We start from the raw sequence: 25,122 nt of genomic DNA on the forward strand, positions 1-25,122 counted from the left end.
AGATGAAACTGCACAGCATAAAGAAAAAAACACTGACATTTGTTCTGGCAATGTCTCTGTGTGCCGGTGGCTCGTTCACAGTACTGGCGGCTGAAGAAAGTGCGCTTGAAGTGCAGGAAGAAGCGGCCCCAGCCCCGGCAGCAGAAGAAGCGGCCCCGGCTCCGGTGGTGGAAGAACCAGCCCCAGCCCCGGCAGTAGAAGAACCGGCCCCAGCTCCGGTGGTAGAAGAACCAGCCCCAGCTCCGGTGGTAGAAGAACCGGCCCCAGCTCCGGTGGTAGAAGAACCGGCCCCGGCTCCGGTGGTAGAAGAACCGGCCCCAGCTCCGGTGGTGGAAGAACCAGCCCCAGCTCCGGTGGTGGAAGAACCGGCCCCGGCAGCAGAAGAAGCGGCCTCGACGGCAGTACAGACAGCCGGAGAAGAAGATTCTGCAGTAACAGGAGAAGATGATGTAGATACATCACTTCCTGAAGAAATAAAAGAAGGCAGTGCTCAGATTGCAGAACAGATTACAGGTGGCACGAATACAGCAGGACAGGAAGTTTTCAAAAATGATGCTCCGGTATCAGAAGAGAACAAAGACAGCAGAAATGCCATTCAGAAGGCTGTTGATGTAGCACTCAAATCAGCAAAGGAAAATGCTGGCATTACAGATATTACGATTGTTGTAGATGACGGCGAATATGATGGAGATATCAATATCTCCTGGGGATCGGACAAAACTCCGGGTTTATTTAAAACTCTTTATATCCTCGCGAAAAATTCTTTCAAAGAACCATCGGTCGGTGATGTGATCGACAAATCAACCATTAACAGTGGCGCAGGCGGCGGAGCGAAAGTAAACGGCAATATCATTATTGATGGAATCAATGTAGTACTTTCCGGTTTATATTATTCGCTGAATACAACGATCACATCAAAGAAAGCAACAACAACTGTTTACGGTACAGCAAAAGATGATAACATTCAGGTTGAACTGGAAGACTCGAGTCTGGAAGTAATATCCGGTGATGGTCAGGACAATATCCGCGTTAAAGGAAAAGGCGGAGAAAATCAGAAAGTTGATCTGGATGGCGGAGGCGGCAGTGACGTTTATACAGTAGATGTTTCTACAGGAACTACAGTAAATATCAATGATCAGGATGGAGGAAGAATTCATCTTACAGGTGATCTTAAGAAGAACAGCAATCCGACAGGAAATTATGACAGTGCGAAGCAGGAAGCTTCTTTTACGCTGACAAACAGTGCCGGAAAACTTTTGAAGATATTTACAAAAGGCATTACCGCATTTACAGATGAACTGACAAACAAAAAACAGATCGAGATCAAAAAATCAGATCTGAAATCCGGTATCTATGATGCAGGAAATATAAGCTTCAGTGATTTTGTATATAATCCTCAAAATGATGAAGCTGTTTCACTTATTGTTAAAGGAAAGGGATTTATGGACTCCCTTATCGTCAGCAGTAAAAATCTGATGATCCAGAAAATCCAGGCAGCAGAAATGAATGTCCGACTGAAAGGACAGGTTATTACTGTAAAAGATAGTATAGAAGCTGTGAATGTTATGATAGAGGCAGGCGATGATGATACGCTTGTCAGCACAGACAATCCGCTTCCGGGAAGTATCTCAGACAAAATCTCTCTCGGAGATGAAATGGATGCTTCTGTTATGGATATTGTAACAAATGCAAAAATCATCCTTGAAAAAGGAAGTAACATAAAAGCTGGTGGCTCTGTAGTAATGAAAGCAGTCAGCAGCCAGAAAAATAATCTGGTTCCTTTTGTAGAAGGAGCGAATATCATTAACGTCAAGATCGGAAATGCTGTAATCAGTATTTTCGGCAACATAGAAGCAGGCGGCGCTGTAGAAGCAACAGCTTCTTCCACAGTAAATGTTGCAGCTTCTAACGAAACTCTTGCAAAATATTACATCCCACTGGCAGCCGGTATCCTTGTATCAGAAGCCAGAGTGGAAACAGGTAAAGACTCAGTCATCACAGCAGGAGGAGATGTAAAGCTTTCTTCCATAAGTGATGTCACACTCACTACTCTTTCGACTGTAGGCGCACTGCCTATATCACTTGCTTTATCTGTAGTAGTGAACGATTCTCATGTTAAGGTCCTTGGTAAGATCATTTCCGGAAATGGAAATATCGGTCTGGATGCAAAAGGCAGTTCAACAGTGACTACAAAGTCAACGAACAAGACACCAGAGACCTCAGGCAGTGCGGTAAATCCGAAAAGCGGCAGCAGTACTCCTACCGGAAGTGGCAGCCTTTCCAATAAATATGGCGGATTTTTCGCAGCGTCAGTAGTAATTCAGGATGTAGATGCATCTCTGACAGGAAACGGAAGTCTGAGTGCGGTGAACGGTAACATCACCATTAATTCTCAGTCATCCGAAAAAGTAGATACACAGGCAGTTTCCGTTGGTGGCTCTAAAGAACAGAATTCTCAGGAAAGTCAGACAGTAGGAGGAGTCAAAGATAAGATCACAGCTCTGCTTAAGGGCGTTACCACAAAGCTTTCAGCAAACGCAGAGGAAACAAAAAATTCAGCAATCGGGAAATTAAACAGTGCGCTTGGCAGAATTGAGGGAAGCAGCGGAAATACCATCACTTCACAGGAAAATGAACACGGCACAGTTTCTGCACCGTCAAGAGCAGAAGTAGGACAGAAAGTCACAGTAAAGGCTGTACCTAATACAGGTTATAAACTTAAAGGCCTGACTTATACCTATCTTCCGGCGGGATCATCTTCTTATGTTACCAAAACTGTTGATATATCATCCGGAACCTATACTTTTGAGATGCCTGCATCAGAAGTAATTCTTGTTGCAGTATTTGAAAAAGATGAGCAGAGCGGATCAGAAAATACAAATGTAGGAGATCTGTTTGATGAGGACGATGATGATGATCTGGGATTGGGTGATCTTTTTGACGAAGGAACAGGCGGTGCAAGGGAAGACACACCGACATCGGCACAGCCTACCAGAATCGGACAGTTCGATATTAAGAACTATGAGAAAAAATCCCTTACAGGAAAACTGGAAGGTGCCATTCTTTCAGACCATGTGAAAGCAAACACAGGCGATACAATTAAACTGACTGTAAATCCGGCAGAGGGTATGAAACTGAAAGACGGAAGTCTGAAAGCAATCTATACCAATGCAGCAGGAAAGAAAATCACTTATACAGTACCGAAGAACAGCGCAGGAGCATATGTATTTACGATGCCTGAACTGAAAGTCGGAACAGTACTGGAATTTAAAGCAGATTTTGAAAAAGGTACAGCAGACACAACCGGAAAAGGCAGCACCTCTTCTTCACAGGCAACCGGAGCACTTGCCATTAACATCGTCTTCAACAGAAATGATGCATTCATTGATACAGATGGTAATGTGACAGCCGGCGGTGAACTGAGCGTAACAGCAACTGCAGATACATATGCACATTCAAATGCAGATGGTTCCAATTTTGATGAATCTTCCGCAGGACAGATTACTCCTACAAACCCGGCAACAGGAGAAACAGAAGATAATGACGGAGAAATCACCGGTGAACAGAGACATGGAAATGTTCGCATAGCGGCAACAACAAACGGAACAATCTCATTCAAATCTAATAACCAGACACCTCAGTCAGGAGATAAAGTGGCTGTAGCAGTAACTGCAAGAGAAGGCTATAAGCTTACAGACAGTTCCCTTGTATTTACTTATCAGAAGGTAATGAAAGATGCACAGGGAAATGTAATAACTGATAATAAGGGAAATCCGCGCATGACATCAGAAACAGGAAGTCTGAGTTATGACGGAAAGACAGGAAATTATTATTTTACAATTCCGGAGGATATGGCCGAGGGAACAGAACTGGTCATTAAAGCAGCTTTTGAAGGCGATGTACACAATATTACAATTGCAGGTACAGACTCTTCCAGAGGAACGCTTACCACTTCTTCTTCCACACCGAAGACCGGTGATACTGTTGTACTCAACATAACAGCAGCCAACGGTTATAAGGTTTCAAAAGTATATTACTTTGATACAACCGAAAACGGAACAGAAGACAATAACACCGTAGAACTGAAAGCCAATGCTGATGGAACCTGGACACTGAAAATGCCTGGAAGGAATATTACCCTGAAGGCTGTTTTCATCGAAAAAGGATATGCCATCGTGATCAACGGCAGCGCAACTGCAGACAAACAAAGAGCGGATGCAGGAGAAACTGTTAAAATTACAAGTTCCATAGCAGGACAGAATCCGGGAAACGTAAAAGTTGAATACGGATATAAATCCCTGTTCAGCGAACCGGACGACTGTTCGCTGGATTATTCCGATACTTATGGTGAACTTAGTTATGATGCTGCAACAGGTACTTTCGTACTTCCGGAAGGAGTAACCCTGAAAGATGGTATGATCATTCTCGTAACTGTAGACGGCACAACACAGAAAAAATACGAAGTAAAAATTGATGTGACAAAAGCTTCCTCAACGAAAGCCGGCGGAACAGTTTCAGTTCCGGGCAGAGTTGATCAGGGCGATGTGATCACAGTCAATGTAACACCGGACGCAGGTTATTCACTTGTTGCAAATTCACTGAAAGCAATGATTACCAAAAAGTCCGGAGCAGAAGAATTAAATGAACTGGTTGACCTTATTGCAGATGAAAACGGTGCTTATCGTTTTACAGTTCCAACTGATCTGGGCAATGATGCAGTGATCACCATTCTTGCAAAATTCACGGAGGGAACTGTAGAACAGCCGAAGAAGACTCTGTCACTTGGTGTGGGTGTCAATGTATCTTATACAAAGCACAGCAACAATGCTTACATCAAAAAAGGAAATATCACGGCAGGTTCTCTGAATGTTTCAGCAGTATCCGGAAGTAAGAATTCACCGGTCACCTCGATCGCAGAATCCTATGGCGGATATTCTGAAGGATCGATCGGACTCGGCGGATCAGTCACAGTTCATGTTGTATCAGCAAGAACGACAGCTCTTATTCTGAAAGATGCAGTCGTTACCCTGAAAGACGATGCAAAATTAAATGTAACTGCATCTTCAGCAGAACGTTTCCATACAATAGCAGATGCATCCAAAAATGACAAGGCAGGCAAAGTCGGCATAGGTGCCGGAATTGCAGTTGCTGTTACCGGTGTGGATGTTATTTCTGGAATGGAAGACAATACAACAGTAAGAGGTACAGACTCTATTGCTGCAGATCCTGTTACAGGTGAAGGAAAACCTTCCTATATTAAAAACACTGTAAAACTGGATTCCGTAACAGTCAAATCAGATCATTCTGCGGAAGAACGTGTTACTGCAAAAGCAGGAAGCGCAGGTGGAGTATCAGTAAGTCCGGTACTGGCACTGAATATATCAGGAATGCGTTCAGAAGCGTACATTGGAAATGCGGATTTGGCAAATTGTCCTCAATGGCAGATAAGAAATGATCTGACAGTTTCTTCAGACAGCGTGATCGATCGTCAGGTTGCAGCCGATGCGGCAGCAGCAGGAGGATCAGTCGGTGTCGGGGCAGCTCCGGTGATCACTGTCTATAATGACAGTTCCAGATCAGGTCTCAGAAGAAGCGTAAAAGCAAATAACATAAAAGTTTTTGCAGAAGGTATCAGTAAACTGAAATCGACTGCAAGAGCCGGCTCAAATGGAGCACAGTCCAATTCATCCGACAAGGGTTCCGGTGGGGAATCCGGCGGATCTTCTGGCGATGACTCCGGGGAGAGTGCCTCGCAAAAAGGAGAAACGGACAAACAGGCAGACAAGAGTATTGGCGGAGCATCTAAGATTGCAGGAAAAACCGGCAACAGTAATCTGAAACCGGGTATGATCAGCAATCTGACAGAAAACCGTCAGACTTCACAGACCAGTGAAGGTAATGTACAGATAGCAGCTGCTTTCAACCTCAATATTATGAAGAACAGCAGTATTGCAGCAATCGAGGGTAATATTGCAGTAGAAGCAGAAAATGAGCTGGAAGTATCTTCTATCGGTCAGACAACAGCAGAGATTTATGCAAATGCATCAGCCACTCAGGCCAAAACCGGCATCGGAGCAGCTGTGGCATTAAATATCGTTTCCTATATTAATGAAGCGTATATTGATCAGGCAGCAGTAAAGGCCGGAACTCTTAAAGTTCTCGCACAGATGCCTGAAAAGGAAATTAAAGAAGATAAAAAAACAGAAGATGAAGAAACAGAAGATAAATGGGTTAAGAATCTTGTAACAGATCTTGTAACAGAGGCAGCAGACAAGATGGGACTCAAAGATCTGTTCGGTGAAGAAAATACAGAAAAACTTACACGTCTTCTGGCAGGAACCGCAGATCAGGTAGTCACGGTTGCAAAGACAACAATGTTAAAAGAAACTCCTCTGGAAGGAATGAAACTGGAGGATATCCGAAACAACCCGGAAAATCTTCTCAAATTCAGAGAACTGATTGGTTCAAATATCACTGAAACTCTGAAGACCAATGCAAAGACAACATTAAGTGAGCTTGGCAGAGTACTGACAACAGCCGCACTTGATGGACTCTTTACCTGGCTGGATGTAGATGTGAAGGAAATTGAAAGAAATCCTTCCAATGTATTTGTTACAGAAGCGGTTTCTGGTGCAGGTGCATCAAATGTCGGTGTGGCAGGCAGCGTGGCAATCGCGGTGATCAACGGTACAACAAAAGCTTACATCGGTGATTCTGCAAATGTAATTACAGCAACCGGTGATATCATTATAAATGCAGATGCAAGACAGAGCGAATCTACAACTGGCAGTGCAGCAGTAGGAAACGATGGAAAGGCAGACAAAAACCTTTCCGGAGGCAATTCCGGGACAGAGAGTGATTCCACAGTGGAAGAGGATCCGTCAAAGCTTCACGATATCGTGATCCGTCCGCTGAATCCGTCCGGAAACGTAAACGGTGCAGTCGGAAGTCTTTTTGTGACAACACCATCCCAAAACGGAGAAAGCAAAAATCTCTCCAAAGCAAAATTTGAAGACAAAGTACTTGTCCGCGTAGTTCCGGCAGATGGAATGCAGCTGAAGGAAGGCTCACTTGTATTTGTCTATACATCAGATGGAAAGAAAGTTATCAAAAAGATCGTAACCTTTGAAAACAGAGGCAACAATGTGTATGCATTCTATATGCCGGATTTTGATGTCTCAATCGAAGCGACATTTGAACCGGTACCGGCAGGAACCGTTACAGCACCGGCGAAGACCGGAAACGGAAAGACCATCGGTGTGGGTGCTTCATTTGCACTCGATGTAATTAATGTAACAGTAGAAGCCGGAATTGGCTCATCACGCAAAGTAACCGGAAAATCTGTAGAGGTAAAAGCAGGTGCAGAGCATGATCGCACAACCGCATCTGTATCCGGTACAGATCCGATCAGTGGTGACAAAGCCAATGATACAAAGACAAAGGATGTTTCAGTAGATGCATCTGTAGCAATCGGACTGACAGATATTAATGTTAAGTCCTATGTGAAAAAAGATACAGTCCTTAAAGCACTTGGAGATTTTATCCTGGAAGCAGCTTCAAAAGGTAAATCTCTTACTCAGGCCAGTGGATTCGCAGCAGGTAATGAGACTGCAGTCGGTGCAGCAGTTGCGATCAACATCGCTGATTCTGATGTAAAGGCACTTTTTGAAGGAACAGGAATTATTTCCGGAAATGCATCACTTAAGAGCTATACTTACAATGAAGATGACAGTAAGGCTCTGGCAACAGCCATCGGTGCAGATATTTCCCGTTATCTGGCAAAATTCAAAAATGCAAAAGAAGTGACAGAAGAAAATGCCAATAAGATCATGAGCGGGGATTACGAAGGACTTGAAGCAGAAAAAGACAACACAGACAACCAGACAGCCAGCAAAATCAACGGCAAACTGGATGCAAACAGCAACAGCAGTAATCAGAGTGGAGCAACTGCCGGAAAGACCAACAATAATCTGTCACTTTCTGCAAATGCACTGAGATCTCAGGGCGTTGCAACAGAAGATACAGGTTCCGGTTCCAAGGTAGGGGATGCTTCAAAAGAAGCAAATGATCAGGCACAGGCAAACACTTCCGGTAAGGGTGGAAGTACCATGAACATGAATGCTCCTGGTAAAAAATCCATTCAGGCAGCGGCAGCAGTCGGACTGAACATTACCGGACATATGGCACAGACTTCTGTAAGCGGAAATATCACAGCCGGCAAAGTGCTTGAAATGCTGGCAGACAATGATGGCAATTTCCGCACACTTGGAAGTGGTGCAACCATGACTCTGGGTCGGGCAAAATTCTCTCTTGCAATGGGAGTAGCTGTTTCTGTAAATAACAATAAGGCAATCGTCACAGCAGGCGAGACAACTCCTGTTACTGTAGAAGGCAAAGATAAAGTGATCATTGCATCTGAACTTTCTCAGAACATGGATGGCAAATATAAAGGATATCTTGGTGCGCAGGCTCTTGCAGGTTCTGTAACAGGAACGGCCGATGCAGCAATTGCAGGAGCGGTATCTGTTCTTGTTTCAAGAGCAGAAACAAGATCTACTGTAGGAAACAGCTCTGAGATCAGAGGCGGTGATGTAGAGATCACAGCAAAAGACAAGAGCAAACTTGCAGTACGTGCAGGTGGATATTCCGTTGCAACAAGAGGTGCCAAAGTTGGTGTGGGTGCATCTTATGCATTCATCTACGGCTATAATCAGATCCTTGCTCAGATAATGGACAATGTGAAGATTACAGCTGCATCACTTAAAGTACAGGCATTGAAAGAAAAAGTATCTGATTCCGATTACGGACTTCCGATGGGACTTGAAAGTCTTATCACGAGAAGTGAAGGCGATGCAAAGATTCCGGATTCACAGAAAGGAATTATTCATCTTACCAGAAATGGTAATAAATCAGAATCTTCTTATTCTGTAGAAATCAATCTCAGTACAGATACGATCCTTGAAGGAATCGACCTTCTGAATTTCTTAAGCTCTGTGAACTATTATGCAGAAGCAATTTCCGGCGCAGTATCAGGCGGAAAAGGAAGTTTCTCAGGAGCCGGCTCTCTTGCCATGGTATTTTTCTTTAATGATACACAGGCCATTATCGGAAAGAATGTACAGATCATTCTGACTGGTGATGCACTTGTAGAAGCTGTCAACAAATCAAATGTCCGAATCATTGCAGGTTCACTTTCTGCCAGCCAGTCCAACGTCGGAGCAGGCCTGACATTAAGCTTCCTGTATAACGAGGACAAAGTAAGCACAGATGTTTCTGACGGAACAGTTATCCGTACTACAGGCGGAAACTATACACAGAGAGCTGAATCTTCAGCAAATGTACTGGTAATCACAGTTGCAGCTGCAGGAAGCAGCAGCAATGCAATTGGCGGAAATCTTGGTGCAATTGTCATGAAGAACAGAAGCAATGCACTTATCGGAAAGCAGGTATCAATTACTGCTGATGGTAATGTAACTGTAAAAGCTCTGCAGAACAGTGAACTTTACCTGATCGCAGCCAGCGCAGCCGTATCCGGAAGCAGGACAGCGGCAGGTGGAACACTGAATGTAACAGTAAACGGAACAGAAGCAAATGTAACTGTAAATGACGGAACAACAATTCGCAGTGAAAAAGGTTCTGTTGTCCTGAATGCAGATACAAAAGAAAAACTGATCAGTGTACTGGCAAGTGCAAGCGCTGCTCTTGGCGGCACCGGTGCTGCAGGCGTACTCAGTGTTCTGGTATCTGGTTCAAAAACAGTTGCAGATATCGGTAAAGTAACAATTTACGCAAAGAAAGATGTACAGATTCTGGCAACAGCAGTATCAAAACTTTTCCAGATCAATGCTTCCGTAAGCGGAGCATCCCAGAATGCAGTAGGTGCAACAGTGAGCGTAAATGTCCTGAACAGAAAAGTTCTGGCAACTGTAGCTGCTCCTTCCAGTATCACGGCAGAAGAGGGAAGCGTACTGGTTCAGGCAACCGGTGACGAAGCAGTTCTTCTCGTGATCATGGCAGCAGGTGCGGCAGGAAGTAATGCACTGACAGGTGTGGTTCCTGTGATCGTAAACAACAGCACTATCCTTGCAGAAGTGGAAAATGGAACAAAAACTTCTCATTCCAGAATCACAGCAGGTGACAGTATCGGAATCATTGCAGCAGCAGATTCTGATATCTATATCATCGCAGGCGGTCTTGCAGCCGCAGGAGCAAATGCAGTAGGCGCTTCCATTAATACAGCAATCCTGAAAAATGATATTCAGGCTCATGCAGGAACATGGACAGAGCTCATGACAACTGCAACACCGGCAGTACAGACTTCCTCAAATGGCATCAGGATTCCGAACCGTAATGAACGCAGACGCGGTATCATCATTTTTGCGAATGGAAATGAGGATGTAGTTATGGTATCTGTATCAGCAGGTGCGGGCGGAAGCAATGCCATAACCGGTGTAATTAATACACTGGTTGTAAGAAACACAGTAAAAGCAACATCAAGAGAACATGTGACCATTTCTGTAAAAAAAGCTGCCGGTTCGTCCACAAACGATACCGACCCTCTCCCCGGAGTCTATATTGCGGCTCATGATGATACGGAACTTCTGAATCTGGCAGGTGCACTGTCAGCAGCAGGAAGTGTAGGTGTGGGTGCAACAGTAGTGGCACTGGTATTCAACAAAAATGTAACGGCTGAAACAGCAAAAGAACATAAGATCCTGGCACCTGGAAAAGTACAGGTGATCGCAGATGCAAAAGATAATCTCTGGCTTCTGGCTGTGAACTTTGCAGCAGGAGGAAGTGTAGGTGTGGCAGGCGGTGCCAATGCACTGGTATTCCAGAATTATGTAACTTCTGCTCTTGGCGGAACTACAGGAGATATAAATAATCCTGTACAGTCCGTGAAAGTATCTGCAAACTCCGACAGCAGCCTCTACAATCTTGCAGCGGCAGCAGGAATTGGCGGAACCGCAGGTGTGACAGCAGTTGCAGTTATTACTTACTTCTATAATGAAACGTTAGCTTATGTAAAAGAAAACAGCAGAATCTATGCAGCAGGTGCTGTAGATATTCTGGCAGATTCAAAGGAATTTGTCACAGCAGATGCAGCAGGTGCAGCAGGCAGCGGAACCGTATCTGTAGGAGGAACACTGGATGTGGTCGTAACAAAGGTTGTTACGAAGGCATACACAGAGAAAAATGTTCTGATCCATGCAAAAGGAACTACAGCAGACATTTCCGTAAAAGCAGATGATGATTACAAACTGATCGCAGTAGTGGGAACAATTTCCGCTTCCGGTGTGGCAGCAGTGGCAGTCAGTGTACTGACAACTGTTTCCTATAATACAGTCAGTGCCGAGATCGGAGAAGGAAACACCATAAACGCAGGAAGAGATATCATCATTCAGGCGAAATCCGACCGTCTGGTTCAGGGCTATGTATTTACAGCAGGTGCAGGTCAGGCCGGTGTATCCGGTTCTGTTATGGTGATCGTGGCAGGAAGCCTTCTTACAGATGATGCACACAATGCCATTTATGTTACCAATAACAAAGACGGAAAAGAATACGGATCCATGAATCCGCAGACTCAGACAGATGCTGTTTTTGCACAGGCTCACAAAGAAGCTCTTTCATCAAAACCGGAAGATAATCTCGATGACCTTCTGAAAGGGGACGGATCTTCCGCAGAAAATACCGCAAACGGAAATGGAGCTCTTGACTATGATAATTATGGTCAGGATACCTCCAAAAAGGATAATGATGAGAGCAGCAGCTCCAACATGAATGATAAAGCATACGACAGCGCAGCAGATACGATCAGGAAAGAAGGTACAAAAGGTGCCGTTGTAAACGGAACAGAGCTGAAAGATTCCACAACAGCTGTTGTCCGTGGTGGAACAGAAGGAACAACTCTGACAGCCGGACGTAATGTGGAAGTAGTTTCCGGTGACAGCTTAAGTGCTTATATGGCAAGCGGTACACTGGCAGCCGGTCTTTATGCAGGCGTTGGCGCAGGCGTTTCCGTAGCAGTCCTTTACTCCAATGTTCAGGCTGTTGTGGAAGACAATGTTATCATCTCAGCAGGAAAAGATGTTATTGTCAAAGCAGTTTCCGGTTCTTCCGAGCAGACCAAAGCCGAACTGAAATATGACGCGGCAAAAGGCACAGACGGAAGCAAAGTGCTGAATGACAAAGTAAAAGAATCTGATCCTGACAATGCAGCAGCAACAGGTGACAAATCTACAATCCTTGTGATCGGTGTAACAGGAAGCGGCGGTATTGCAGGTGTATCTGTAACAGTAGCTTCACTGAACCTGATGAATAAGACCTATGCCAGAATGGCAGGTAACATTGTAAAAGCAGAAAATGTAACCGTAACAGCAGAAACACAGTACGGAACCGTGCTCGCCATTACTCTGGCAGCAGCAGGCGGTATTGCAGGTGTAAGCGGATCAGTTGCAGTTACAGATTTTGAATCAAAAACAGAAGCTTCCATAAGCGGAAGGGCAAAACTGGAAAATATTTCAGGAACTATTAAAGTCAGTACAGACGGAACCACAAATGCAACAGCAGCAGCAACTGCGGCAAGTGCCGGTGCAGTGGGTGCTTCTATAACTACAGCAGTAGCAGTTAACCGCAGCAGATTTGATGCATTTATAGGTCAGGGAGTCAGCATCAATGCTCCGTCCGCAAAGATTGACATGAAAGGTTATCTGAAAGCAGATGCAAAGGCAATCATAGTCAGTGCAGCCGGTGGACTCGCAGGTGTGGGAGTATCTGTGGCAGTAGCAGTTAACCGTCCGGTATCCATGACATATATCGGAATCACTCCGAATGGAGATATCATTGAAACTTCAAAATCTGATGTACGTGGTCAGATTACGGTATCTTCCGCAGATGTCAGAAACACAGTTGACGGTTCGACAAAAGTGACCAGCCTTGGTCTTGCAGCAGGTGGGATTGCGGTAAATGGTGCAGTAGCACTTGGATTTAACCGTGCGAAGAGCTATGCGGCAGTAAATAAGGCAAACGTGACAGCAACTGGTGACCTGACTGTAGAAGCAGCCATGAATGGAAACACCACCGTATACATTACCTCAGTAGTTGCAGGTTCTGTAGCTGTTGGTGCTTCAGTGGCAGTAGCACAGATAAAGAGCGAAAACATTGCGCTTATTGATGTAACAGGCGGAACTGTGAAAGCAGCAAATATCTCTGTACTTGCAGGAACCGAAGCAAATCCGTATGACACAGAAGCACTTGCAACTGTGATTACAGGTGCAGCAGGCGGAACAGCAGTGGCACTGAATTTTGCAGTAGCTCTCAACAGTTCTGTAAACAGAGCACAGGCGGGCGGCACATCCGGCAGTCTTATCGCAGAAAAAGAACTGAAGATCCGTGCAGATGGCAGAACGAAGGCTTACGGAATTGTATTAAATGCAGCGGTTGCCGGTATTGCGGCAAACGTATCCATGGCATGGGCAACTCTGTCAAGCATTCAGGAAGCACTTCTTGACGGAAACATTTCCGTAAGTGCAGGAAGCCTTACTGTAGAATCTGTGCAGAATAACAGTGAGACTACGAAGCGCAAAGACCCTGTTACTGTAGTGATCGACACAGCAAAGAAATTCACGAAGACAATCACTCCGGATTCTATGGCACAGGCATTTATCTTCAGCGCATCCGCATCAGCAGTGAGTATTACAGCAAATGCAGCTGTTGCAACAGCAGATGCAGTATCAAGAGCAAAAGTAAATGTAAATAACATCAGAGTATCCGGAAACATCAAAGTAAACAACAAAGCAGATTCTGTGGCAACAGTAACCGTAAACAATCTGGATCCGGTAAATTTTGTAAATGCAGGACTTATGACTGGATACGCTTATGCAAAAGGTACATTTGAAGCAGTCTTGAGCGGAAACGGAACAGTTCATGCAGACGGTAATGTAGACGTTACCAATACATGGAAAGGAAATTCCAAAGTAGAACTTGTACCTGCAGCAGGCGGAATTACAGTGGCTTATTACAAAGCCGGTATGAATGTTGCAATCGCAGAAACAAGTACAAAAGCATACGCTTACATCAGCGGAAAACTGAATATTTCGGCAAAAGGCAATGTAAACGTAAGAGTAACGGGAAATGCAGACTCCAGTGCAAGAATCGACGGAGCTGTGATCAAGATCAGCAAAGTGGCAGTGGCAGTCAATGTTGTAACTTCCGAAGTAAAAGCAGAACAGAAAGCTTATATCGAAGGCGCAGGCAAAAATTCAGCCGGTTACACAGGAATTGTTTCCGAAAATGGAAGCATTACTGTAGAATCAGTACTGAATGTAAATGCATTGGGCGTGATCGGTGGAAACAGTGCAGGAGAAGGTATCAGTGTTTCCGGTATTGACGGAGAGGCATCTTCAGCAACTGCAAAGGCAGAATCCGTAAATATCGCTTATGTGAATAATGGAGTTCTTGAAGCAGCAAGAGGAAAAGCTTCAATCAGTGCGAATACCTCATCAAAGACAGATGCACAGGCACTTGCTCCGAACTTCAGCCTTTCACTGGCAGAAATGAACATTGTAAATGTTTACACTGATTCTAACGACAGCGTAAAAGCTTATGTGACAGGCGCAAGCCGTGTCAGTGCACTTATGGTTGATATCCTTGCAAACGGAACAGCAGAAGTAACAGCAACAGGAGCAGTTCCGGGAGTAACGGTCAGTCTTGTAAACGGAAATGCAGTGATTGTTACAGCTACAGCAGCCAAAGGCACAAACGGCAAAGTAACAAAAGCATATGTTGGCAGAGATTCAGAAGTATATGCCAACGGAGTAACTGAAAACGAAAATACGGTGCACAGTCTGAAAGTCTCTGCAGAGTCAAATCTGACAATTACGGCAAAGGTTCCGGAAACAAAGAGCATCGGAGCAGTGAAGCTTGGTGTATTTCTTGTAAAAACTATTGCCGGAAAGACAGATACCTGGGCAGCAATCCTTGGCAAAGCAGAGTCCACAAATGATATTTTTGTTCTTGCAATAGATAAGATCACTGAAACCTCAAATGTGGAACTGTTCAGTGCAGGACTGGTTGCAGGTGGAGCATCCAGAGCAGAAAATACTGTGGAAAGTCAGAATTCATCTGTACAGGTCGGTGACGGTGCAGCGTTGAAAGCCTGGGGTAATATTCAGGCGAAGGCTGTTACAAAAACAAATGCACAGACACAGATACAGGATGCGGCCTATGGCGGCGGAACTAACTGTTCTGTAGAAAGTAAAAACAATATAACAAGAAAAACCTCTCTTGTAATAGGTAATAATGTAAATATTACCTCTGTGATCGGAAATATTGAACTTCTCGCAGAAGAAGACAAAACAAGCCACATTGAAAGCATTGCAACCGGTTCTTCCGGATCTGTGTATGCAGGCGGTGGCCCGAAAGCAGAGATCAATTACAATTCCACAGTAACTGCAACTGTAGGAAACGGTGGAAACATTGATGCCAGATATGGAACACTTGATATCAAAGCCATTGCAAATACCGATCTTTATGCGGATGCTTACAGAAAAGCAGCAGCAGCGGCAGGTTCCAACAAGAGTGAAGCAAACATTAACAGCAATGTGACAGTAGTTACAAACATCAGTAAAAACGGGGCAAAAACCAGAATCCTCGGTGAAGTGACCACAATTGGTGCTTATATTGAGAATCAGGTAATCCTGGCAAAAGCAAAATCCTATACTGCATCTGCAGGTTCCAAAACAGAGGCTTATGCAACTTCAAATGTAAACAACAATGTTTCAACGGGAGTTGATAATGCATGGATCGGCGGAACAGAAAATCTGAATGTTGAGGCACTTGTAGTTGCTCAGAATATCAGAAGTGAATCTTATGCAGAAGTAGTTGGATTTACCGGACACGTATATGCAACATCAACAGTGACCGGAGGTAATAATGTAAATGTAAATGTAACTTCCAACGCAGAACTTGCCGGTAAGAATATTTCCGTAAGAGCAGACGCTCCGGAACTTACCACACAGGTCATCAGCCGCAGCGCAACAGCAGTTGCAAATACCGTGGTCAATTATGTATGGACCAAGGTAAAGACAGTTGTAACAAAGATCATAAATAAGATCTGTAAGATCCCGCTGATCGGAAAACTGATCAAAAAGATTGTGAAAAAGGTTGTTGAATGGGTTGATAAGCTTGTAGAAGTTATTCTTTATTCGGATGCAGAAGCAAAAGAAGCCGGTGAATTCAAAAATGCAGGAAATATCATCTTTAACGGAACTGTTCATGTAGGCGGTGGTGCAGCAGGAATGTTTGTAGATATTTTTGACGGCCTGATCGCATATACAGGACTTGATAATGACCTTACAGACAGTTTGAAAAAGGCTGATAAGTTCCTGAAAACTGATGGAAATACAATTACTGTTAAGAAACTTTATAACAATGATGTGGGAAGTCTCAGACTGGAAGCAGGTGTCGGTAATATTTCCGGCAAAGGAACGGTCATTACAAATTCCTATCTTCCAAATGTACAGATTACAAACCACACTGACAAAAATCTGATTCTGAAAAACATCCGGATGTCAAATTCCAATGCTCTTGCACCGGATATCGATACATCAGCAGAAGGAAATGACGGATTCAGTTATCAGGTCAGCGAAGACACACCAAATCTTATCATCCGGACAGAAGGAAAAGGCAATATTACATTTGCAGACGGCTCTTCTGATGCGGATGGAAAAGGTTCTATAGAAACAGATCTGGGCGAAGGCGTTCTTACCATCGAGATGAATGGCGGAACACTTAAGACTTCCGGAAAGGCATTTGTAGCAGCCAACAAGCTGTATATCAGCGGGGCAGGAAAAATCGGAGATGGTGTTAAGAATCCGTTCCGTGCCTATATCTTTGATATCAGCAGTTATCCTGGAATCTCCGGTATGGCATCTGCAAAACCGGCAAGCCCGAATGAAGTAAAAGTAAAAGCCGGCGGAGATATCTATCTCAGTCTTACTCTGGTAAGAGAGTGGATGACCCAGAAGCAGATGAATGATGCAAAGAAAGGCATCGGAGAAAAAGCAGCCCTCAATCTCAAAGAGATCATCGGAGAATCCGACAGCACTGTTTATGTAAGTGTTGAGGCACCGAAGGTGGTTTGCGCAGGAAAACCGGACTCAGCAGATGATTATTTCATTTCTGTTCCGAGAACAGCAATGGACTTTGTGACACTTCCGGGTGCAAAGGGCAGAACCTTCCGGAAAGTACAGCTCAAAGATGCAAACGGCAACAATACAGATTTCTGGCTGACAGATGACGGAATGCTCGTAAATATGAGCGAAGACATCACTTTTGTTTCAGATGCATACCTTGTATCTCAGACATCGAAGTATGACACTTATCTTCTTCCAAATGGCGCAACTGTTGTAGTAGACAGAGTGTCAAAGAAACTTGTAAGAATCATAGGCAGGCTTCATGATGAAAAATCTGAAGATTACAGCGGCGGAATCTATGATCTCTCCAAAATGAAGGTGGAAACAGATTCCAATGGAAATCTGACCATTACCATTAATGAGAACGGAAACACATTTAACCAGAAGATCACCTTCAGAAACGGCACAGCCTATATGGAAATTGGTCAGAATGGTGCGACAACCTATATTGAGTCATCAGGTCTGGAAGAAGGACTTGGCTGGCGGCTTCCGAACGGAATCGTTGTTTTCTACAAGCAGGTATTCCTGGACGAAAGAACAAATACAGTTGTCAATGGTACACCGATCATGGAGACAAAAGACGGACGCTGGATTCTTCTTGAAAGTATCACGGAAGCAGGAAGAACAAAATACCATGTGGTACATGTAACCGGAACTGACGGTCATTATGAATTCAAGGAAGGATACATTTATGACAGAGCAGATCTGGAAGCAAAAACAATATCACTGAATCAGTCACTGAAAGAAGCAAAGAAAGCTGTCAAAAATGCACTTGGAAACAAAAATACCATCACCAGTATGGTAGAAACGGCACTGAAAGGAGCCGGTGTACAGACAGAACTTTCCGGATATGCAGATGCCATTCGCAATGCTATCATGGCTAAGCTGAAAGGAAAAGTTACACCGAATATCATTGTTGATGTGCTTGTAACCCTTTCTAAGACAACAAAGACAGAGAAATATAATTACACAGGCGAAACTCTGGAATATACAACTTATAACACACCGTGGAAGTTTGTGGTTTCTCTGAAAACAAATAACGGTGACAGTGAAGTAAGTGAAACTGTTTACAATGAGAAAGGTTCTGTTTCTGAGAGAATCAATGCAGGAAGCAGTGATAAAGCACTGGAAATCGGCAGTGAGGTAACATCTTCGACAGCCGGAAACAGTCAGTACGGTACGAAAGCAGCAGATTCCTACACAGTTTACCAGGACAGCGCTGATTCAGATATCTATTACAGATATGATGATGATACAAAGACCTGGACATTAAACGTAAAAGGAAAAGATCTGCTGGGTAATGACTACTGGTTTACATTTGACCTGAAACAGACTAACGGTGAATGGTATCAGGCAGAGGAAGGCATTTGGCTTTTGAAGAGACATGCAGCTTATGAAACAGTGAAAAACCTGTTTATCCGCATCTCATCTGAACCTGTAACGGTACTGAAAAATCAGGCAACCGGTGGTTATAAGAAGACTGAAAAGACTGTAATTTTCCTGGATAATGACGGAGATGAAAAGGGTATTCTGCTGATAACTGACCGTGTGCTTGCCCTGTTCCCGGATGGAACTTACAGTTTTGTTGCAGTCCGCAAGGACGAAAATGCGACAGACACCGGAAGTACTCCTGGAATGAATGAAACAGTGGCGATTGCACCTGGAATGCAGCAGAAAAAAGATGAGAACGGAGATCTGGTTTACTCCAGGGTATTCCTTTCTCTTCAGAAAAATGACGGATCAGGAAGCTGGCTTACCGGAGATGATGTGACAGCTAAATTCAGTTCCACACTTGCGGGAATGATCAGAAGTCACATTCAGAACGGTGTTGTCATTCTGAATCCACAGGTCGATAAAGACCTTATTGCAGCCATTAATGAAGAATTGAGCGGAAGATATGATATCAGTCTTATTTCTTATTACACAATGGCTGGCGGCAAAAAACATTATGCATATGACACTTCCAGTGACAGAGTATATGTACTCGAAACAGATGTGATAGATGCAGAAGGAAGAAAGCAGTACAGAGTTGATGGATTTACTGATGGAAGTCTGTATTACAGAAAGAAATCCGGATTATTTATCGGAGCAAGTGATGATATCGGTACTGTAGAGGTAGTAAACGGATATGTTTATCTTACTGATGAAGAAGCGGAACGTCTGGCAAGAGGTGCTTACACCAGCAAGCGGGACGCAAGATTTGAAACAAGGGTAAACCGTTCGATCTCCTTTACAAAAGTAACCGGTTATATACCGGGAACGATCATCATCAGCCCGATCGAGAAATCAAATACTGACAGCAGTAACAGTGCATATCTTTACTTCAAGAATGCGACAGAACAGTTTGCTGCTTCACGTGACAGCAACGGATATGCGATCATTGACCGTTACCTGAGAGTTGTAGATAAAGCAATGGAAAATGCTTCCGGTCTTCTGACAGGAACAATCCTTTTCCTGGATGAATCCGGCCAGATCGCAGCATATCTGAAACCAGACGGAACTTTCCGTGTATATGAGATTTCTTCCGGAAAATCCGAAAACGGATCCACACAGTATGTGGAAGTAACTAAGGACGGCACAACAGAACGTGCATATTCAGAATATACCGTTGACAGCAGCGGAAAACTGAATACAACAATCTCAAAAGGAACGGCAACTTATCTGATGGAGCTTTCACAGGACGTTTACACAAGTGTTTACGGACTTCATCAGAATCCACCTGCAGACAGTCAGTATAGCTATGACAGTGCACACTACTTCGGTTACAGCGAAGACGGTACACTGGTGGAACTTGCAAAGACAGATGAGAAGTATAAATATGTTGAAGCAGATGGTGATTACCTGCTGGCACGTGATGATGCAAACGGAACAGAAAAAGGTTTTGGTTTAAGCAACGGAAAACAGAAACTTCTTTCTATTCTGAATAACACAGTGAAACACCCACTGTCAGACAGAAATAATAAAGCAATTTATATTATGACAGATAACAGCACCATTGATTCTGATGGTAATCTGTCCAGCCTGACAGCAGATACAGCAAGAATCTATGCTGATCTTGAAGATGACACAGACCTGATTCTGGGCAAAGTTGAGGGCGGAGAAGTGATCATTGAGATCACCAGTCCGAAGAACGGTACTGTTCAGGTAAAAGGTGACCAGGAAACAATCAAAATCGTTTCCGACCTTCTTGTTCTTCTGAGCAAAGGTGAAGGAACCACCAGATATGGTGACTCTAAGAAACCGATGGAAGTGACACCTTCAAAAGAAAACGGAACCACAAATGTGATCTTCCGCAGAGAAGCAGTTGAGGATGCTGAAGGAAATATTTCCTATGAAGGCGAATTCACAGGAACCGCATATGTGAACTTCAATGGAAATGTATTATTCAAAGATTCTGTACTCAAAGACAACGCACTGGCAGACATAAAAGTCAGCACAGGCAATGTGGAATTTTCCAATGTGGAATTCAGGGACAATGCAAATATGACTCTGAAAATCCTGAACAAAGGTAATGTAAGCTTTGACAGGATCTCTGTAAATGGAACCCAAAGTACAGATAAGCCGAAACTTGATGTCAGCACAGTTGACGGAGATATTGTTTCCGGAGATGTTAATGCAAATGCACAGTCAGAAATTCTGCTGACAACGAAAAAGGGAAATATCCGGACAGGAAATGTCAGTGCAAGTGAACAGTCGGAAATTCTGCTGACAACGAAAAAGGGAAATATCCAGACGGGAAATGTCAGTGCAAATGCACAGTCGGAAATTCTGCTGAAAGCAGAAAACGGAGACATCCGTACAGATGATGTAAAACTCAAAGACAATGCTGTATTAAAAGTAAATGCCACAGACGGCAACGTAACTGTCAAAAAAGCAGATGTTTCCTCTTCGGGCAGCAATCATGCATCACTGTTTGTTACAACAAGAGACAAAAACCAGAAGAAAGGAAACCTGACTATTGGCGAAACATTAAATGCACAGGGCAAAGTTGTTCTTGATCTTTCAGGAAGTCTTCTCGGAGAAATCCAGAAAGACGGAAAAGAAAAGACCAGTACACTGATTCTTGGCAAAGATGTTTATAATAATGGTTCTTCCTTCTCCTTCGGAGGAGATATCGGATCCAGAGAAATTCCTCTGGTGGTTGATGTAACAGAATCAAATATACCATTTAAGATCGTTACTGTAAGAAACGCCTTTATCAGAGGTGCAGAGCATTACAGACTGACAGAAGATTACAATTCTGAACCCAAAGACAAAGACGGACAGATTAATATCAGAGTTGATCTGGATACAGAAGAGATCAGTGATGCACTTGAGGCATACAGAAAACTTCTGGAGACTGAGGACAGTTCAGAAGAAGAACTGGCAGCAGCGAGAGCGGCTGTAGAAGAGGCTCTTGCGAAGCTTGCAGAAGAAAAGAAAGCAGAACTTCTGGAACAGCTGAAAAAAGCGGCTGAATCGGGACGCCCGACAGGCATACCGAAAGAGCCGGTTTCCATGGTTGTTGAAATCGGTACTTCTACAGGAACTACTGATGGAATCAATATCAGCAATTACGGAGATATTACGGTAATCCAGAAAGCTGGCAATCTTTATATCGGACGTATTGAGACCAACCGCAGTGACCTTACACCTGGAAACATTGCACTTGGCAATGTAACAGTGAAAGCGCTCGGCGGAAGCATCATAGGTATTAAACAGAATGGCACAGAGACTGAAGAACTTGCCAACATAACTGCAAACAATATTACACTGGAAGCAAAGAAACATATCAGCGGCCTCCTGACAGACCTGATTCAGAAAGAATATCAGGTATCTGATAAAATTCTGACAGAAAAAGACGGAGACGAACTGGAAGACCCGAAAATTTCCTTTATCATGGTTAAGAAAGAAAACGAGATCGTTGACGAGGAAGGTAATACGGTTACAGTTACTGTATGGGAACCGGAATTTACTGTATCCGGCTATGTGGACTATACCGGAAACTGGGTATTTGATTCAAAGAAAGAAGGCATTCTGAATGCATCTTCCAAAGAGGGAAATATCCAGATAAAGGAAAAAGAAGGAAACATCGGTCTTGGCGTGATCACAGCACCAAACGGAACTGTAGAGATCGCAACAGATATGGATTCCGATATTCTTGACAGAAGATCAGAGGATCAGAAAGAAGCAGGACTGGTAAATATCACAGCAGGTGACGGAAACAGCAGTCTTACAGGTAAGAGTATCGGTACAGAAACAGATCTGATCACAGTTGATATCAGAGGAAAGCTTCTTGTAGATGCAATCGAAGATATCAGACTGGAGGCAAAGAACAGCCTGGATGCACAGACTGACAGCCAGATCGGAAAAGTTTATGCTTCAGCTGAAAAAGACCTCACACTGTCCAGCAGTAAGAAGTCTTACGGCGGAACCGGTGACCTGTATGTAGAGAAACCGAAAGCAGGAAGAGATCTTACTCTTGCAGCAGCAGGAAATCTTTACACAGATGAGCTTACCGCTCCTGGAAATGTAACTGCGAAAGCAGGTGGAAACATTACTGTTGATACAGTGAAAGCCGGAAAAGATGCTGCTCTTGAAGCTGGTGGAGATGTACTGGCCGAAACAGTAAAAGCCGAAGAAAATGCTTCCATAACAGCAGGCGGTTCCATTCTTGAAGGCGACCGCGGTGATGAACCGGCAGCAGTAACTGCAAAGAACATCACACTGATCGCAGGAAATGAAGTTGGAACAAGAGAAAATCCATACGAAGTGGATACTTCCACAGATGGAACTCTCACTGTAAAAGCAGACAGTGCAGTGATCCGTGAAATCAGCGGAGATCTTACACTGAAACAGGTAGAAACAAAGAAAGATTTTGTTCTGGACGCAGACGGAAGTGTATACGACGGAAACGGAAACCTGGCAGATAAAGCAGCAGATGCAAAAGCAGATGTTGATAAAGCACAGGTGAAGAAAGATGCCGCAGAAACAGATGAACGTGTCCATGAAGAACTGATTCTTCCACCTCTTCGTGATAAGAAAGATCAGGCAGAATCTGCAGAATCCGAAGCTGAAAAAGCAAAAGATGAAGCGCAGAATAAGTCTGCTGAACTGGAACAGAAGATCCGGGATATGGAAAATCTTCAGAAAGACCGTGAAGAACTGATTCAGAAAGCTGTTGATGCAGCAAGAGATCAGCTTAAAAAAGAACTTGACAAGAAACTTTCAGATACGGATCAGAAGATTCAGGATATTGAAGCAGAAATAAAAGATCTGGAAGCAAAAGAAGACCTTACACCGGAAGAAACGGAACGGCTTGAAGAACTGAAAAATTCCAGGGACGAACTGAACGGACAGAAATCTGAACTGAGTGATCGGCTTCAGAATCTGAAGGATACAGAAGGTTCTGTGGAAGAAATGCTGAACAGAATCCAGGATATTCAGGACAGAGTGGAAAAAGGTGAGCTGACAGAAGCGGAAGCAGAAGAACTTCTGAAAGAACTCCTGCCGGCAAAAGAACTTCTGGAAAGCGGAGACATTGAGAAGCTTGCAAAAGATCTTGAATCGGCACGGGAAGAATTTGAAAAAGCAGAAGAAGCCCGTAAAGAGGCAGAAGAAAACTATGCAAAAGCTCATGAGGAAGCAGAAAAAGCCAGACAGGAATATGCAGCAAGTGAAGAAGAACTGAATCAACTGAAAGAGAAATTGAGAAAAGCTGAGGAAGAACTTGAGGAAGCAAAAGCTGCATACGAAGAGGCTAAGAAGAAAGCGGAAGAGGAAACTGCAACGGTTATCGCCGGTGGAAATCTTGATATCAGATCCAACGGTGAAGTAGGAAAAGAAGACCATGGACTCTCTGTTAAAGTTGATGGAACTGTTGAAATAAAAGCAGAAGGAGATGTTTCTCTTACATCACCGTCTGATCTTACAGTAGACAACATCAACAGCAGTAACGGCACCGGAGATGTTACGATCCGGGTAGATGGAAATCTGAAAGATGTTCCGGGAAAAGCTCCGGCAGTTAAAGCAAAAAGAGCAGATCTGTCCGCAGCGGATGGCGATATCGGAACAACGGATAATCCATTCAGTGTCAGTGTTTCAGAAGTCAAAGCAAGCGCAGATAATGTTTATCTCGAAAATGACAGAGATCTTATTGTGGATGAAATCCACGGAAAGAGAGAAGATGGCACTGTACAGATCAGAGTTGACGGTGATCTGACCGGTAAAACGGCAGATTCCATGATCAGTGGCGGACATTTGGAAGCAGAGATCAATGGCAGTCTGGGTACACCGGAAAACAGAATGAACACAGATGTGGACAGTATCAAAGCAAAAGCTGATGATATTTATCTGAATAATATTTCAGACAAAATGGAAATCAGAGGAATGACAGCAGAAAACATTGACATTATCGCGAGAGGTGATATCTTTGGAAAAGATGTAAGATCCGGCAATCTGGTGATCCGTTCCAATGGTCATACAGGTTACAGTGACAATCCACTTCTGATTCATGTCAGTGGCAATGTAGATATAGGTTCGGCATATGGTGAAGTTCATTATGTAAACAGCTACCGGGCTGAAAAGCCATCTGAAGAAAAACCGGGACAGAAGCAGAATCATGATTCTGAAGAAAAGCCTGAAAGAAAGCCTTCTTCACAGAATGAGAAAGAACCGGGACTCTCAGAGTCTGAGCACGGGGCTGCAGGAATTTCCGGAGCTGTAAAGACTGGAGATTCCACACCGACGGAAGTAAATCTGTATCTGGCATTACTTTCCCTGGCAGCAGTAATTCTTCTGCTTAAGGAAAAAAGAAGAAAGAACAGATAAAAAATATCTGAAATAAGATTAATAGGGGTTGCCGTACTGAGCAGTACGGCAGCTCCTTTTCAATGCAGAAAATGCGGAAAATACAGGGTAGCTATTGTTGAAGACGTAGTCCTGAGAT

1 protein-coding gene is annotated in these 25,122 nt (G+C 43.8%); it reads left to right on the forward strand.

Features of this window, described 5'->3' with window-relative positions; all coding sequences use genetic code 11:
- Positions 1-2 precede the first annotated feature (2 nt).
- A complete protein-coding gene (locus tag BQ7344_RS10755; RefSeq protein WP_072522566.1) occupies positions 3-25,004 on the forward strand; it encodes an InlB B-repeat-containing protein in 25,002 nt (8,333 codons plus the stop codon).
- The last annotated feature ends 118 nt before the right edge of the window (positions 25,005-25,122 follow it).

Source organism: Blautia sp. Marseille-P3087 (assembly GCF_900120195.1).
In the GTDB taxonomy this organism is placed as follows: Bacteria; Bacillota; Clostridia; order Lachnospirales; family Lachnospiraceae; genus Blautia_A.